This window comes from Microbacterium sp. GXF7504 (genome assembly GCF_054798235.1).
Map to the genome: position 1 here is coordinate 217638 of NZ_JBSJZI010000002.1, position 15443 is coordinate 233080.

Sequence of the window (15443 nt, forward strand, 5' to 3'; positions counted from 1 at the left end):
GGCCGCACACCGACGTGCGCGGTCCCGGCCCCGCCGTGTCAGAACGCCGCCTGGAACGTGTTGAGGATCTCCGGCAGCGCCTCGTCCACGTCGTACTGCGTCGCGAGCTGCAGGAGCACCACGACGTTGTTGCCGTCCGCGTCCAAGCCGGAGATGACGTACGCGAGACTGTCGCCGCACTCCCACTCGGAGTAGACGCCCGCGTACATGCCGTCGTCGTACGGCTCGCCCGTCGCCGTCGGCGCGCAGACCCCGTCGAAGATCGAGAACCGCGACAGTGCCGCGTCGGCCGACATCCCGGCACGGTCGCTCGCCATGAGCTGCAGGCCCGTCGCGTCGTAGCTGTCGGCGAAGGCCGCGATGTCGGGCGCGGCGGCCAGCGCGTACCAGGGCGTACCGCCGTCGTCGAAGCCCGCGCCGTCGACGTCGCCCCACTCGACCGGCACCGACACGCGCAGCACACCGGCGTCGTCGGTGATCGTGGTGAACCCACCGGTCGTGGTCGTGTCCGACCCGCCGAACACGCCGGACGCGGTGACCTTCAGCTCCTTGCCGTTGACCTGGCCCTCCAGCAGCTCGTCCGTCGCCGGGCGATAGACCTCGACGTCGATCGTGGCGTCGGAGCCCTGGGTGCGCAGCACCTGGCAGTACTCGGCGAGCGTGCCGTCGGTGCCGACGCTCACCCCCGCGAGTTTGTGGATGAGGTCGCCCGGCTCGATGCCCGCGGCGTCCGCCGCACCGCCCGCCTCGACCGAGGACACCCACACGCCGGACAGCGAACCGTCCTCGGTGCCCCACGCCTGCGCGTTGATGCCGATGGAGTCGACGGGTTCGCCCGAGGCGAGCTTCTCCAGCACGTCCTGCGCGATGTCGCGGTGGATCGCGAAGTTGTAGTCGAGCGAGTCGTTGCCGGCGTAGTTCACCCCGACCAGTCGCCCCTTCGCGTCGATGAGCGGACCGCCGGAATTGCCGCCGCGGATGCGGGCGTCGTGCTCGATCACGTGGTCGAGCGAGGCCCATGCCGTGTCGAACGAGAAATCGTCCTTCGACACGATGCCGCGCGTGAGGGTGAACTCCTCGGCGGCGCCCAGCGGGAACCCGGCCGAATACACGTCGAGGCCGGTGGTGATGTCACCGTCGTACCAGTCGAAGAACGGGAGGTCCTCCGCATCCAGCTGGACGACCGCGAGATCGAGGCACTCGGAGGCGCCCAGCACCTTCGCCGGCACCTCCTCCTCCCCGCCGACGAACGCGTCGAGCGTGCCCGCGCCGGTGACGACGTGGTTGTTCGTCACCACGAGCCCGTCCGGGCTCACCAGGAACCCGGAGCCGATCCAGCGTCCCTCCGCCGGGTCGAGCGTGCCCGGGTCGATGAAGGTGCCCTGGCCCTTCAGATACACCGTGGCCGTCTCGACCTCCTCGAAGCCGACCGCCTTCGACGTCGCCTGCTCGCCCCCGAACATGCAGCCGGTGAGCGTCAGCGCCGCGACCGACGCGACCGCTGCGGCCGCCACGGCGCGCCGATGGAACAGATGTCTTGTCACGATGACCTTCCCCCTCGTCATGCGCGCGTCCGGGCCCTGCACATCGCGGTGTTCCCCCCAGCGCGATCTCAGCTGCGAGTATCCTCCGGGCGTGTCGTGCGCTGGGTAACGATTCGGGCACGGGCGCGGCGGTCCGACCCTCCGCAGGGCGGTGGTCGTCCGCATCCGCCCGGGCGCAGGGTGTAGCCTGGGTGCATGCGCTTCGGCCAGCTCCTTCTTAGCTGCCGCGACGAGGCCTCGTTCTAGGGCCTTCCTCGTCGCGGAGCTTCGTGTTGGCCCGCCTCCATTGACGAGAGAACGCGACCAATGCAGAACACCCAGAAGCCGTCGGGCATGCCGACGCACAAGTACCGTCCCTTCCACGAGCAGATCCGCGTGGACCTGCCGGACCGCACCTGGCCCGCCAAGCGCATCGAGACCGCGCCCCGGTGGTGCGCCGTCGACCTGCGCGACGGCAACCAGGCGCTGATCGACCCGATGAGCCCCGAGCGCAAGCGCGTCATGTTCGACCTGCTCGTGCGCATGGGCTACAAGGAGATCGAGGTCGGCTTCCCCTCGGCGAGCCAGACGGACTTCGACTTCGTCCGCCAGCTCATCGAAGAGGACCTCATCCCGGACGACGTCACCATCCAGGTGCTGACGCAGTCCCGCGAGCACCTCATCGAGCGCACCTACGAGGCGATCGCGGGCGCGAAGCAGGCGATCGTGCACCTGTACAACTCGACCAGCATCCTGCAGCGCGAGGTGGTGTTCCGCACCGACAAGCAGGGCATCATCGACATCGCGCTCGAGGGCGCGCGTCTGTGCCGCGAGTACGAGCAGCGCATCCCCGAGACCACCGTGTACTACGAGTACTCGCCCGAGTCGTACACCGGCACCGAGCTGGAGTTCGCGGTCGACGTGTGCAACCAGGTGCTCGACGTGTTCGAGCCGACCCCGGAGCGCAAGGTCATCATCAACCTGCCCGCCACGGTCGAGATGGCGACGCCCAACGTCTACGCCGACTCGATCGAGTGGATGGGCCGCCACCTGAAGCACCGCGAGAACGTCATCCTCTCGCTGCACCCGCACAACGACCGCGGCACCGCCGTGGCCGCCGCGGAGCTCGGCTACATGGCCGGCGCCGACCGCATCGAGGGGTGCCTGTTCGGCAACGGCGAGCGCACCGGCAACGTCGACCTGGTCGCGCTGGGCATCAACATGCTGACGCAGGGCATCGACCCGCAGATCGACTTCAGCGACATCGACCAGGTCAAGCGCACGGTCGAGTACTGCAACCAGCTGCCCGTGCCCGAGCGCAGCCCCTGGGCCGGCGACCTCGTGTTCACCGCGTTCAGCGGCTCGCACCAGGACGCCATCAAGAAGGGCTTCGAGGCGATGGAGGCCCGCGCGGCCGCCGAGGGCAAGACCGTCGACGACATCGAGTGGGCCGTGCCGTACCTGCCGATCGACCCGAAGGACCTGGGCCGTTCGTACGAGGCGGTCATCCGCGTGAACTCGCAGTCCGGCAAGGGCGGCGTCGCCTACCTGCTGAAGACCGACCACGCGATCGACCTGCCCCGCAAACTCCAGATCGAGTTCTCCGGCGTCGTGCAGGCCAAGACCGACGCCGAGGGCGGCGAGGTCACGAGCGACGAGATCTGGCGGATCTTCCGCGACGAGTACCTGCCGTCCGACACGGCCGACGAGCGCTGGGGCCGCTTCGAGCTGCTCGGCACCCGCACCGAGAGCGACCTGGCCGGCGACGTGCGGCTGGACGTGACCGTCCGCGACGGCGACCGCCGCGTGGACGCCTCCGGCACGGGCAACGGCCCGGTCGCGGCGTTCCTGGAGATCGTGCGTGCCGCCGGGTTCGACATCACCCTGTACGACTACGTCGAGCACGCCATGAGCTCCGGCGGCGACGCGCAGGCCGCCGCCTACGTCGAGCTGCAGGTCGACGGCGAGCGGCTGTGGGGCGTCGGCATCGACAACGACATCTCGACCGCATCCCTGAAGGCGATCGTGTCGGGCGTGAACCGTGCCATCCGCACCCGCGAGCGCGCCGCCGAGCTGACCGCCGTCTGACCGCGGCCCGTCCGGCCCGTCCGGCCCGTCCGGCCCGTCCGGCCCGCGAGACTGCAACTGGCCGCCGAGACAGCGGGGTAACCCCGCAGTTTCGGCGGCCAGATGCTGTTTCGGCGCCCGAACGCCGGCCGCACGCGGACGGGTCAGTCGGCGGAGGGGCGGATGACGGGGATCGCGGCGGTCTCCACCGCGACCTTGCGGCGGTAGAGCATCCGCTGCTCGGGCAGCGACAGGTCGAACACGACGGCGAGGATGCGGATGACCGTCGTCACCGAGACCCCGGCGATCGCGGCGACGGCGATCGGCACGTCCAGCAGCTCCAGCACGGCGAGGACGACGCAGCCGGCGCCCGCCGCGACCGCGTAGAGCGACCCGACGTGCATGATCGCGACCGGCAGGCCCATGATCACGTCGCGGAGGATGCCGCCACCGACCGCCGCGCAGACGCCCACGAAGATCGCCGGCACGATCGGCAGCCCGAGCGCCAGCGCCTTCCCGGTGCCGAACGCGCCGAACAGACCGATGACGAGTGCGTCCAGCCCCACGATCACGGCGTTCAGGCGCTGGAACAGCCCGGCGAGCAGCATCCCGACGAGGGAGGCGACCGTCGCGGTGAGCAGGTACCAGTTGCTGTGCAGCGTCGTGGGGGACAGCCCCAGCAGCAGGTCGCGGATGAGTCCGCCGCCCATCCCGACGAGGATGCCGATGATGGCGACGCCGAGGAAGTCGAGGCGGCGCTGCCCCCGGAAGCCGGACGCGAACAGCGCGCCCTGCACGCCGCCGAGCCCCACGGCGATGAGGTCGGCCCACAGCGGGATGACGAAGAGCGGCTCGGTCACCAGTCCATTGTCGGTCAGGGGCGGGATAATCGGATGGTGCCCACCTATCGCGACGAAGTCGTGGTCCTGCGCACCCACAAGCTGGGTGAAGCCGACCGCATCGTGACGATGCTGGGCCGACGCCACGGCAAGATCCGCGCCGTCGCGAAGGGCGTCCGCCGCACCTCGTCGCGGCTCGGCGCCCGGCTCGAACCGTTCATGGTCGCCGACGCGCAGTTCCACATCGGCCGCAACCTCGACATCGTGCAGCAGGCGGAGACCCTCGGCACCTACGGCTCCGACATCGCCGCCGACTACGACCGCTACACCGCGGCCAGCGCCATGGTCGAGACGGCCGACCGGCTGGGGGATGCCGAGGCCACCCCGCAGCACTTCCTGCTCCTGGTGGGCGGGCTCCGCGCGCTGGCGCAGGGCGCCCACGCCTCGCGCAGCATCCTCGACTCCTACCTGCTGCGCGCGATGGCCCTGTCGGGCTGGGCGCCCGGGCTCGACGCCTGCGCCCGCTGCGGCGCCGTCGGCCCGCACCGCTGGTTCCTCGCCCAGGCCGGCGGCGCGGTCTGCGACGCCTGCGCACCCGCGGGCGCCGCGCGCGTCGACGCCGACACCACGGCGCTCCTGCGCGCCCTCCTCGCGGGGGAGTGGGAGCTCATCGACGGCGCGCCCGCCCGCACGTCCTCGAGTGCGTCCGGGCTCATCGCCGCGTACGCGCAGTGGCACCTCGAACGCGGCATCCGATCCCTGTCCCAGATGGAGCACACCCGGTGAGTCCCCGCCCCTACACGCACAAGGACGCGGTGCCCTACCGCCCGATCGACTGGACCGGGGAGTACCCGCCGTCGTTCCCGAAGGTGCCGAAGCACGTCGCGATCGTGATGGACGGCAACGGCCGGTGGGCGAACCGCCGCGGCCTCACCCGTGTGGAGGGGCACAAGGCCGGCGAGGCGGCGCTGCTCGACGTGGTCGCGGGGGCGATCCAGGCCGGGGTGAAGCACCTCAGCGTCTACGCGTTCTCCACCGAGAACTGGAACCGCTCGCCGGACGAGGTGCGCTTCCTCATGGGGTTCAACCGCGACGTGCTGCATCGCCGCCGCGACCAGCTCAACGAGTGGGGTGTGCGCGTGCGCTGGGCGGGACGCAAGCCGCGCCTGTGGGGCTCGGTCATCAAGGAGCTGCAGTTCGCCGAGGAGCTCACCCGCGACAACGACGTGCTCACCCTCACGATGTGCGTGAACTACGGCGGCCGGGTCGAGATCGTGGATGCGGTCCGCTCGATCGCCGACGACGTCGCCGCCGGGCGGCTCAAGCCCTCCGCCGTCTCGGAGAAGCTGCTGCAGCGCCGGCTCTACCAGCCCGGGATGCCCGACGTCGACCTGTTCGTCCGTTCGAGCGGCGAGCAGCGCACCTCGAACTTCCTGCTGTGGGAGTCCGCGTACGCGGAGTACGTGTTCCTCGACACCCTGTGGCCCGACTTCACCCGCAACGACCTGTGGGAGGCGATCGAGGTCTTCCAGCACCGTGAGCGCCGGTTCGGCGGCGCCGTCGACACGCCCGATCGCGCCGCAACGGAATAGCGCGCGGCTGGAACCGGTTGTGCCTGACATGACCGACCCCATCACGATCGAGGTGTGGAGCGATGTGGCGTGCCCCTGGTGCTACATCGGCAAGCGCAACCTCGAAGCAGGCCTGGCCGACGCATCCCGAGACGACGACGCCCCCGCGGTGACCGTCACCTACCGTTCCTACGAGCTGTCGCCCGACACCCCGGCCGACCTCGACACCACCGAGCGCGAGTACCTCGTCGCGCAGAAGGGCATGCCGGCCGCGCAGGTCGACGAGATGCTCGCCCGGGTGACCGACGTCGCCGCGCAAGCGGGACTCGCCTACGACTTCGACACCGTGAAGCCGACGAACACCGTGAAGGCGCACGAGCTGCTGCACTTCGCGAAGGAGCACGACCTGCAGCTCGAGCTGAAGGAGCGGCTGCTGGCCGCGCACTTCGTCGAGGGCCGCCACGTCGGCCGCGTCGACGAGCTCGTCGCGCTCGCGACCGAGGTGGGCCTGGATGCCGCGCAGGCGCGTTCCGCACTCGAGTCCGGCCGCTACCTCGACCAGGTGCGCGCGGACCAGGCGCAGGCCACCGCCTACGGCATCTCCGGCGTGCCGTTCTTCGTCATCGACGGCAAGTACGGCGTCAGCGGCGCCCAGCCCGCGGCCGCGTTCGCGCAGATCGTCCGCCAGCTGTGGGCCGAGCGGCACGAGGCCGACGAGCCCGAGGCGGTCGCCGAACCGGCCTGATCAGGCCGGGAGCGCCGCCTCGATCACCGACACGACGGCCGGGTCATCGGGCTTCGTCTGCGGACGGAACCGGTGCACCCGGCCTTCCGGCGTGATGACGAACTTCTCGAAGTTCCACTTCACCGCACCCTTCACGCCCTCCGCGTTCTCGGCCTTCTTCAGCGCCTTGTACAGCGGGGCCGCCCCGGGGCCGTTGACCTTCACCTTGTCGAGCACCGGGAAGCTCACGCCCCAGGTGGTCGCGCAATACTCGAGGATCTGCTCCATCGAACCGGGCTCCTGACCCATGAACTGGTTGCACGGGAACCCGAGCACGGTGAACCCGCGGTCGCCGTAGGTGCGCTGCAGCCCCTCCAGCTGCTCGTACTGCGGGGTCAGCCCGCACTTGGACGCCACGTTCACGACCATGACGACCTTGCCGGCGTGCGCGGCGAGCGTGGTCTCCTCGCCGTCGGCGGTGCGGAAGGGGATCGAGAACAGGTCGTCGGCGGTGTTCGCGTTCATGGGGCCAGGCTAACGTCACGGGCGCGTGCACAGCCGCGGTCTGGGAGAATGGACGGGTGACCGCCACCCTCGCCTCCGACCGCGCGCTGCGGATCGGCCCGATCACCGTCGACGTGCCGGTCGTGCTCGCGCCCATGGCCGGCATCACCAACACCGCGTTCCGGCGGCTGTGCCGCGAGTACGGCGCGGGACTCTACGTCAGCGAGATGATCACCTCCCGCGCCCTCGTCGAGCGCAACGCCACCACGATGCGGCTCATCCGTCACCACGAGTCCGAGACGCCGCGCTCGATCCAGCTCTACGGCGTCGACCCGGACACGATCGGCCGTGCCGCACAGCTCCTCGCCGACGAGGACCGCGCCGACCACATCGACCTCAACTTCGGCTGCCCCGTCCCCAAGGTCACCCGCAAGGGCGGCGGCGCGGCGCTGCCGTGGAAGACCGACCTGTTCGAGGAAATCGTCCGTGCGGCGGTGCGCGGCGCGGGCGACATCCCGGTGACCGTGAAGATGCGCAAGGGCATCGACGACGACCACCTCACCTTCATCGAGGCGGGGCTCCGGGCGCAGGATGCAGGTGCCGCCGCCGTGGCGCTGCACGGGCGCACCGCCTCCCAGTTCTATTCGGGCCAGGCCGACTGGAGCGCGATCGCCGCGCTCAAGCAGGCCGTCACCGACATCCCCGTGCTCGGCAACGGCGACATCTGGTCGGCCGAGGACGCGGTGCGGATGATGGCGGAGACCGGCTGCGACGGCGTCGTGGTCGGCCGGGGCTGCCTCGGCCGGCCGTGGCTGTTCGGCGACCTGGCACGGGCGCTCGGCGACCCGGATGCGGGAACCCCGGTCGATGCGACCCTCGGGTTCGTCGCGCAGGCGTTCCGCCGGCACGCGGAGCTGCTCGTCGAGTTCTTCGAGGACGAGGGTCGCGGCTGCCGCGACATCCGCAAGCACGTCGCCTGGTACTTCAAGGGGTACCCGGTCGGCGGCGACACGCGGGCGCGCCTGGCGACCGTGTCGAGCCTCGCCGAGATCGACGAGCTCATCGCCACCCTCGAGCTCGACGCGCCGTACCCCGGCGCCGCGGCCGAGGGGCAGCGCGGGCGCGCCGGCACCCCCAAGCGCCCGGCGCTGCCGGAGGGCTGGCTCGACAGCCGCGACATGAGCGTCGACGCCACGTGCGTCCTGGCCGATGCGGAGCTCGACACCAGTGGCGGCTGACGCACCCGGCGCGATCCGCGCGGACGGGTACGACGAGGCGTCGGCCGAACGCTTCCACCCGGAGGAGCACCGCTCCCAGCGCGACGACTTCGCCCGCGACCGCGCGCGGGTGCTGCACTCGGCGGCGCTGCGGCGCCTCGCCGCGAAGACGCAGGTGCTGAGCCCGGCGAGCCCGGCCGACTTCGCCCGCAACCGCCTCACGCACTCGCTGGAGGTCGCCCAGGTGGGGCGCGAGCTCGCGACCGCGCTGCACCTGTCACCGGACGTCGTCGACACCGCCTGCCTCAGCCACGACCTCGGCCACCCGCCGTTCGGGCACAACGGCGAGCGGGCACTGAACGACTGGGCCGAGGACATCGGTGGCTTCGAGGGCAACGCGCAGACCCTCCGCATCCTCACCCGGCTCGAGCCGAAGGTGCTGGACGCCGAGGGTGCGAGCTTCGGCCTGAACCTCACCCGCGCGAGCCTCGACGCGACCTGCAAGTACCCGTGGACGGCGGAGCACCCCGTTCCCGACCCGGGCGGGCGGCTGAAGTACGGCGTGTACGCGGAGGACGCCGAGGTCTTCCACTGGATGCGGCAGGGCGCCCCCGGGCGGGTGCGGTGCATCGAGGCGGAGGTCATGGACCTCTCCGACGACATCGCCTATTCGGTGCACGACTTCGAGGACGCCGTCGTCAACGGCTACCTCGACCCGCGCCGCCTGAGCGATGCGCGCGAGCACTCCGCGATCCTCAGCGCGATCCAGACCTGGGTGGGCTACGACTTCACCCGGGAGGAGCTCGAGGACGCCCTGTACCGGCTCATGCGCCTGCCGGAATGGATCGAGACGTTCGACGGCAGCCGGGCCGCGCTCGCCCGACTGAAGAACCTCACCTCCGACCTCATCGGCCGGTTCGCCCGCGCCGCGACCGCAGCGACGCGCGAAGCGTATCCCGGGCCGGTGCTGACCCGCTATGGTGCCCACGTGGTCGTCCCGCGGGTCGTCGAGGCCGAGATGGCGGTGCTGAAGGGCATCATCGGCGCGTTCGTGGTGTCCATCGAGGGGCGCAAGGAGCTCTACAAGGAGCAGCGGCGGCTGCTGAAGCACCTCGCCACCGCGCTGTGGGAGTCGCCCGAGCACCTCGACCCGCTGCACGCCGAGGACTTCGCCCGCGCGGCGACGGATGCGGCCCGCCGCCGCGTCGTCGTCGACCAGGTCGCGAGCCTCACCGACCGGTTCGCGATCGACTGGCACAACCGGCTCGTCGGCGAGGTCGACCTCGCGACGCTGAACATCTGGGTGCCCGGCGGCCGCCGCATCCACCCCGCCTCGTACGCGCTGCCCGAGCCGCTCGAGGGGCTGTGATGGCCGGCCGCATCGCCCAGGCGGACGTCGACGAGGTGAAGGCCCGCACCAACATCGCCGACATCATCGGCGAGCGCGTCGCGCTGAAACCCGCCGGCGTCGGGTCGTTGAAGGGCCTGTGCCCGTTCCACGACGAGCGCAGCCCCAGCTTCCACGTGCGCCCGCAGGTGGGCTTCTACCACTGCTTCGGCTGCGGCGAGTCGGGCGACGTGTACACGTTCCTGCAGCGCATGGACCACCTGTCGTTCGCCGAGTCGGTCGAGCGGCTCGCGGCGCGCGTCGGCATCACGCTCCACATGGAGGAGGGCGGCGTCGCCCGCGAGACCTCCGGCAGGGCACGGCTGTACGAGGCCAACGCGGCCGCCGCCGAGTTCTACCGGTCCCAGCTCATGGCGCCCGACGCGGAGCCCGCGCGGCGGTTCCTGGGGGAGCGCGGCTTCGACGCCGGCGCCGCCGCGCACTTCGGCGTGGGCTATGCGCCGAAGGGCTGGTCGGGCCTCCTCGACGCGCTCACCGCCAAGGGCTTCACCCGCGAGGAGCTCACCACCGCGGGCCTGCTCTCGCAGGGCCAGCGCGGCGTCTACGACCGCTTCCGCGGCCGCGTGGTGTGGCCGATCCGCGACGTCACCGGGCAGGTCATCGGGTTCGGCGCGCGGCGGCTCTTCGACGACGACGGCGGCCCGAAGTACCTCAACACCCCCGAGACGCCGATCTACAAGAAGGCGCAGGTGCTCTACGGCCTCGACCTCGCCAAGCGCGACATCGCCCGCGGCGAGCGGCCGCGGGTGGTCGTGGTGGAGGGCTACACCGACGTCATGGCGTGCCACCTCGCCGGGGTGACCACCGCGGTCGCCACCTGTGGCACGTCGTTCGGCGCCGAGCACATCTCGGTGCTCCGCCGCATCCTCGGGGAGAACGCGGCGGCCGAGATCGTGTTCACGTTCGACCCCGACGCCGCCGGGCAGAAGGCCGCGGTGCGCGCGTTCGCGGAGGCCCGGAACCTCAACGCGACGAGTTTCGTCGCGGTCGGCCCCGAGGGGCTCGACCCGTGCGACCTGCGCCTGCAGCGCGGCGACCAGGCGGTCGTCGGCATGATCGAGTCGAAGTCGCCGATGTTCGAGTTCATCATCGACCAGCGGCTGTCCGGGCTCGACCTCGGCACCGTCGAAGGGCGACTGCGGGGGCTGCAGTCCACCGCGCCGCTCCTCGCCGACATCCGCGACGACGCGCTGCGACACCGCTACGAGCACGTGCTCGCCCGACGCCTCGGGGAGGACCTCTCCGAGGTCCGTCGGGAGGTGTCGCGGGCCATGCGGCGATCGGATGCGGGGAGCGGCCGCGACGGCGGTTCCGGCCGCGACGGTCGGCGCGAGCAGCGGTCCGGCCGGGAGCAGCGCGGTTGGGAGCGCGCTCCGGACCGTGGCCGGCCGCAGCATCCGGGGGAGCCCCCGGCGGGTCCGGAGGACGAGGCGCCGTCGATGGTCGCCGTGACCATGGCGTCGCTGCCGCGCACACCCGAGGTCATGCTCGAGCGCGACGCGGTGCAGGGGTTCCTGCAGTACGGCCACCGCATCGACCAGGGCGAGCTGCGGGCGGCGCTCGACGAGACCTTCCGCCACCCGGCACTGGAGGCCATCCGCCGGGTCATCGCGGCGGTCCCGGACCACACCGTCGCCGGCTGGCCGGTGGCCGCGGTGGAGGCCGTGCGCGAGCCGTACCGGTCGCTCGCGGCCGAGCTGCTGACCGCCGCGTTCCCGGCCGCGAACGATGACGTCGCCGTCATGACGACGAAGGAGCTCGCGCACAAGATCCGCCTGCGGGGCCTCGACCGCGCGAAGCGGGAGCTGCTCGGCGCGATCCAGCGGGTGCCTCCGGACTCGGAGGAGGGGCGTTCGGTGCGGATGCGCCTGCGCGAGATCGACCTGCAGCGGCAGGCCCTCGTCGGCGACGCCTGATCGTCGACGTGGCGCCGGGGACGCCGGTGCGGGCAGGATGAGGGGATGAGCTCCGATCCCGCCGCCGTCAGCATCCTCTGCGACGACCTGTCCATCGCGGATGCGGCGGGCCGCCGCCTCGTCGACGGCATCACCTTCACGCTGCCCCGGCGCGCCGCGCTCATGGTCGGCGGTGCGACCGGGTCCGGGAAGTCGACGCTCGCAGCGGTGCTGGCCGGTCGTGCCCCGGCGGGCGTCGCGGTGGACGGCGGCGAGGCGGTCGTCGAGGGCACCTCGCTCCGCCGGCGCGGCCGACGCCTGCGGGGCCTCGGCGTCTACGCCGGGTACGTGGGGCAGGCGGACGGGGCGACCCTGCCGCCGCGCATGACGATCGGCGAGATCATCGGCGAGCCGTTCACCGGCCGCGTGCGGCGACCGAACGGGCGCGCCGTGTCGATGCGCGTCGCAGCATTGCTGGACGAGCTCGCCCTGCCACTCGGCCTCGCGGCGAAGTTCCCGTACGAGCTGAGCGCCGGGATGCGGCAGCGGGTCGCGATCGCGCGGGCGCTCATGCTCGACCCGCGGCTCATCGTGGGGGACGAGATCCTCGCGAACCTGGACGTGGACGCGCGTCGCGTCGTCGGCGATGCGCTGGGCCGTCGACGCGCGCAGGGCACGTCGCTCATGCTGGTCACGAACGACGCCGAGGTCGCCGACACGTTCGACGCCGACGTGCTCGTGATGAAGGCCGGGCACATGCACGCCTACGGACACGGGGCGGAGGCCGCCCGGGGGTTCCTCGGCGACACGGCGGTGGCGTGATGGTCATGAGCACCCTCCGACGTTTGCTACCATTGAGGGGTTGCCCCGCAAGGGGGGACATGATCCTCGGTAGCTCAATTGGCAGAGCAATCGGCTGTTAACCGATAGGTTCTTGGTTCGAGTCCAAGCCGGGGAGCGAGTGTGTCGGAGCCATCTACTCCGGCCCTCACCTGAGACCCGGGCTTCCACCCCGGGTCTTTCCTTTTCCCGGGCGGGGTGCCGTGCACCCGTTCACGGTGTCCATGCCCCGGCGTAGCGTCCGACGCATGGTCGACGTCGTACTCGCGCCCTGGGCACCGGAGCACCTCCCGCTGCTGACGGCGGCGAACACGCCCGGGATGACGCGGTTCATGGGCGGGCCCGAACCCGCCGCGCACATTCCTCGGCGGCACGAGCGGTACCTCGCCGCGACCGAGCCCGGCGGCACGCGGATGTTCGCGATCGTGGCGGACCGTGCTCCCCTCGGCGGCGTCGGGTACTGGCCGGTCGAGCACGACGGCGAACCGGCCTACGAGACCGGCTGGCATGTGGTCCCCGCCTGGCATGGCCGTGGGGTCGCCCGCGCCGCCGTTCGGGCGCTGGTCGCGACGCTGCGGGCCGAGCGCGCGCCCGAGCGGCGAATGCTCTTCGCCTACCCGTCGATCGAGAACGCGGCGTCGAACGCGCTGTGCCGGAGCGTCGGCTTCACGGCACTCCGGGAGCGGGACTTCCCGTTCCGCGGCGTCGTCCTCCGCACCCGGGTGTGGATGCTCGACCTGGATGCGCCCGACCCGCTCACCCGGTGACGAGCGCCCGGATGCGGTCACCGAGCGCCCGCATCGTCGCGAGGACGTCGTCGCGCACCGGATCGTCCGCGCGGGTGGGGGACCAGTTCGCGATGCACGCGTAGACGACGCTCCGCGCGGGACCGGTCACGATCCCGGCATCGGCGCGGACGCCGGCGTCGGTCCCGGTCTTGCCGAGCAGCGTCAGGCCGCGATCGGGCGCGTCGCCGTGCGCGAGCGGGTCGAGCCCGAACGCCGCCGCGACCATGCTGAGGTCCAGGCCGCCGCGCAACCAGGCGGCGACCCGGCCGGCGACCGCAGGCGTGCCGAGGGATCCGTCGTGCAGCCGGGCGAACAGGTCGACGCACGCCCTGGCCGATCCGGAACTCAACGTCTCGGGGTGCGCCGCCGTGCGCTGGTCGCGGACCCGGTCGTACAGGGCGAGCCCGTCGATCCCGAACCGTTCGGCGGTCGTGGCGACCGCATCCGGGCCGCCGACCCGGTGCAGGAGCACGTTCGTCGCCCAGTTGTCGCTGGCGAGTCCCACGAGCCGGGCGACGTCCTCCACCGGCAGCGAATCCACCGTCAGGTGCCGCCAGACGCCGGAGTCGGCGACCGCCAGCGCGGGGTCGCGGTGCAGCCGCTCTGCCGGGTCGAGCATCCCCGCCTCCATGCGGTGCGCAGTCGCGACGAGCAGGAGGAGTTTGCCGACACTCGCGGTGCGGAGGGACCGGTCGGGTCCGTGCGCGACGAGGCGCTCGCCCGTGTCGGCGTCGGCGACGAGGACGCTCCACGACGCCGGTCCGTCGAAGTGGTTCACGACACCTGCGTCGGGTGCTCGGGCAGGAACCCGACCCCGATGAACCGGGCCATGAACCGGCGCACCCGTGGGGCGGCGCGACGGAGCAGCGCGTGCGCCCAGCGCGGCGCGACCCGCGACCGGGGACGGCGCGCGATCATGCGGTGCCCGAGCACCTGCATCCGCTGCATCTTCCGCACCGGTACCTCCCGCCGGCGCTGCACGGCCGCCAGCACCTCGTCGGGCGCGGCGCCGCGCCGCAGGTACGGGGTGATCGCGTTCGCGAGCGCGACCGCGTCCTGGATGGCGTAGTTCACCCCGACCCCGAACATCGGCGACATCGCATGCGCGGCGTCGCCGATCGCGATGACGCCCGGCCGGTGCCAGGTCGCGAGCCGGTTCACCTGCACGGAGAGGAGGCTCACCTGATCCCAGTCGCGGATGCGCTCCACCGGTCCGGACAGGTGCGGCGCCGCCCGCGCGACCCGCGCCCGGAAGGCGTCCAGGCCCTCGGCGCGGAGCGCGTCGAAGCCGCCCTTCGGGATGATGAGCCCGGCCTGGTAGTAGTCGCCGCGGTCGATCGTGAGGACCATCCCCGCCACCGACACGTACGCGAGCGTCGGCGGGGTGCGGATCTCGCCCTTCGGCAGCCGGAACCAGAGCAGGTCGATCGGCACGCCCTCCTCGACCGGCGGCGCCCCCATCGCGTCGCGCAGGGTCGAGTGACGCCCGTCCGCCGCGACGGTGAGCCGCGCCCGCACCTCGCCCTCGCCGTCCGGCCCCGTCGTCCGGACGCCCACGACCCGACCGTCCTGCTCGATCAGCCCGGTCGCGGCGGTCCGCATCCGCAGGTCGAACCCGTCGAACGCGGCGCCCTCGCCGGCGAGGAAGCCGAGGAAGTCCCACTGCGGCGCCATCACGAGCAGGTCGTCCGGCGGCGGCAGCGTGCCGAAGTCGACGAGGGTCAGCCGTTCTCCGTCGATGACGACGTCGAGCGAGGCGATCCGCGACACCGGCAGGGAGAGGAACCGCTCACGCAGGCCCAGCTCGCCGAGCAGCGTCAGCGTCGACGGGTGGATCGTGTCGCCGCGGAAGTCCCGCAGGAAGTCCGCGTGCTTCTCCAGCACCGTCACCCGCAGGCCGGCGCGGGCCAGGAGATACCCGAGGACCATGCCGGCCGGCCCGCCGCCGGCGATCACGCAGTCGCGTTCGGTCGTGTCGTCCACGCTGGCATGATGCCAGTCCGGACCACCGGCGCGACAGCATCCGGTCGAAGATGACGTCGCGACCGCCGATGACACGCGGATGCT

Annotated in this window: 14 protein-coding genes and 1 tRNA gene; 10 read left to right on the top strand and 5 right to left on the bottom strand. The window is 72.0% G+C overall.

All coding sequences use genetic code 11. From position 1 onward, the window contains the following. Positions 1–38: 38 nt before the first annotated feature. Positions 39–1565 (bottom strand): S1C family serine protease, encoded by a 1527-nt coding sequence (locus ACWAUO_RS05150; RefSeq protein WP_460773648.1) that lies wholly within the window; start codon positions 1563–1565, stop codon positions 39–41. 285 nt (positions 1566–1850) lie between these two features. Here ACWAUO_RS05150 and leuA point away from each other — a divergent pair, with 285 nt between their 5' ends. After that, positions 1851–3611, top strand: coding sequence for a 2-isopropylmalate synthase (gene leuA / locus ACWAUO_RS05155; RefSeq protein ID WP_460773650.1), 1761 nt, complete (start codon positions 1851–1853; stop codon positions 3609–3611). A gap of 143 nt (positions 3612–3754) precedes the next feature. On the opposite strand, the gene ACWAUO_RS05160 is transcribed toward leuA, so the two are convergent. After that, complete coding sequence (locus ACWAUO_RS05160) at positions 3755–4450, bottom strand: trimeric intracellular cation channel family protein (RefSeq protein WP_460773652.1); 696 nt, start codon at positions 4448–4450, stop codon at positions 3755–3757. A gap of 36 nt (positions 4451–4486) precedes the next feature. On the opposite strand from ACWAUO_RS05160, the gene recO reads away from it, so the two are divergent. From recO to ACWAUO_RS05175, 3 genes are read left to right on the top strand one after another with little or no spacing between them, the layout of a single operon-like run. Then, a complete protein-coding gene (gene recO / locus ACWAUO_RS05165) occupies positions 4487–5215 on the top strand; it encodes a DNA repair protein RecO (RefSeq protein ID WP_460773655.1) in 729 nt (242 codons plus the stop codon). Continuing rightward, positions 5212–6021, top strand: coding sequence for an isoprenyl transferase (locus ACWAUO_RS05170; protein WP_460773657.1), 810 nt, complete (start codon positions 5212–5214; stop codon positions 6019–6021). The genes recO and ACWAUO_RS05170 overlap by 4 nt, the downstream gene beginning before the upstream one ends. A 28-nt stretch (positions 6022–6049) precedes the next feature. Further along, the gene (locus tag ACWAUO_RS05175) at positions 6050–6745 is read left to right on the top strand and encodes a DsbA family oxidoreductase (protein WP_460773658.1); all 696 of its coding nucleotides are present in this window, start codon (positions 6050–6052) and stop codon (positions 6743–6745) included. Here the strand turns inward: ACWAUO_RS05175 and ACWAUO_RS05180 are convergent, their stop codons facing one another. Continuing rightward, complete coding sequence (locus ACWAUO_RS05180; protein ID WP_460773660.1) at positions 6746–7249, bottom strand: glutathione peroxidase; 504 nt, start codon at positions 7247–7249, stop codon at positions 6746–6748. Between the two features lie 56 nt (positions 7250–7305). Here ACWAUO_RS05180 and dusB point away from each other — a divergent pair, with 56 nt between their 5' ends. The 6 genes from dusB to ACWAUO_RS05210 all read left to right on the top strand — a co-directional run bounded on the left by dusB (position 7306) and on the right by ACWAUO_RS05210 (position 13355). Next, positions 7306–8466: a tRNA dihydrouridine synthase DusB gene (gene dusB, locus ACWAUO_RS05185; protein ID WP_460773661.1), complete on the top strand. Its 1161-nt coding sequence runs from the start codon at positions 7306–7308 to the stop codon at positions 8464–8466. Then, the gene (locus ACWAUO_RS05190; RefSeq protein ID WP_460773663.1) at positions 8456–9814 is read left to right on the top strand and encodes a deoxyguanosinetriphosphate triphosphohydrolase; all 1359 of its coding nucleotides are present in this window, start codon (positions 8456–8458) and stop codon (positions 9812–9814) included. Before dusB ends, ACWAUO_RS05190 begins: the two co-directional genes overlap by 11 nt. Beyond that, positions 9814–11769 (top strand): DNA primase, encoded by a 1956-nt coding sequence (dnaG, locus tag ACWAUO_RS05195; protein WP_460773664.1) that lies wholly within the window; start codon positions 9814–9816, stop codon positions 11767–11769. Before ACWAUO_RS05190 ends, dnaG begins: the two co-directional genes overlap by 1 nt. A 45-nt stretch (positions 11770–11814) precedes the next feature. After that, positions 11815–12570 (top strand): ATP-binding cassette domain-containing protein, encoded by a 756-nt coding sequence (locus tag ACWAUO_RS05200; protein ID WP_460773666.1) that lies wholly within the window; start codon positions 11815–11817, stop codon positions 12568–12570. A 63-nt stretch (positions 12571–12633) separates the two neighbouring features. Then, positions 12634–12706 (top strand) — tRNA-Asn (locus ACWAUO_RS05205). 130 nt (positions 12707–12836) lie between these two features. Beyond that, positions 12837–13355, top strand: coding sequence for a GNAT family N-acetyltransferase (locus ACWAUO_RS05210; RefSeq protein ID WP_460773667.1), 519 nt, complete (start codon positions 12837–12839; stop codon positions 13353–13355). On the opposite strand, the gene ACWAUO_RS05215 is transcribed toward ACWAUO_RS05210, so the two are convergent. Both ACWAUO_RS05215 and ACWAUO_RS05220 read right to left on the bottom strand, forming a co-directional pair. Then, positions 13345–14154: a serine hydrolase gene (locus ACWAUO_RS05215; protein WP_460773669.1), complete on the bottom strand. Its 810-nt coding sequence runs from the start codon at positions 14152–14154 to the stop codon at positions 13345–13347. The genes ACWAUO_RS05210 and ACWAUO_RS05215 overlap by 11 nt on opposite strands. After that, a complete protein-coding gene (locus tag ACWAUO_RS05220; RefSeq protein ID WP_460773671.1) occupies positions 14151–15359 on the bottom strand; it encodes an FAD-dependent oxidoreductase in 1209 nt (402 codons plus the stop codon). Before ACWAUO_RS05220 ends, ACWAUO_RS05215 begins: the two co-directional genes overlap by 4 nt. Positions 15360–15443 lie beyond the last annotated feature (84 nt).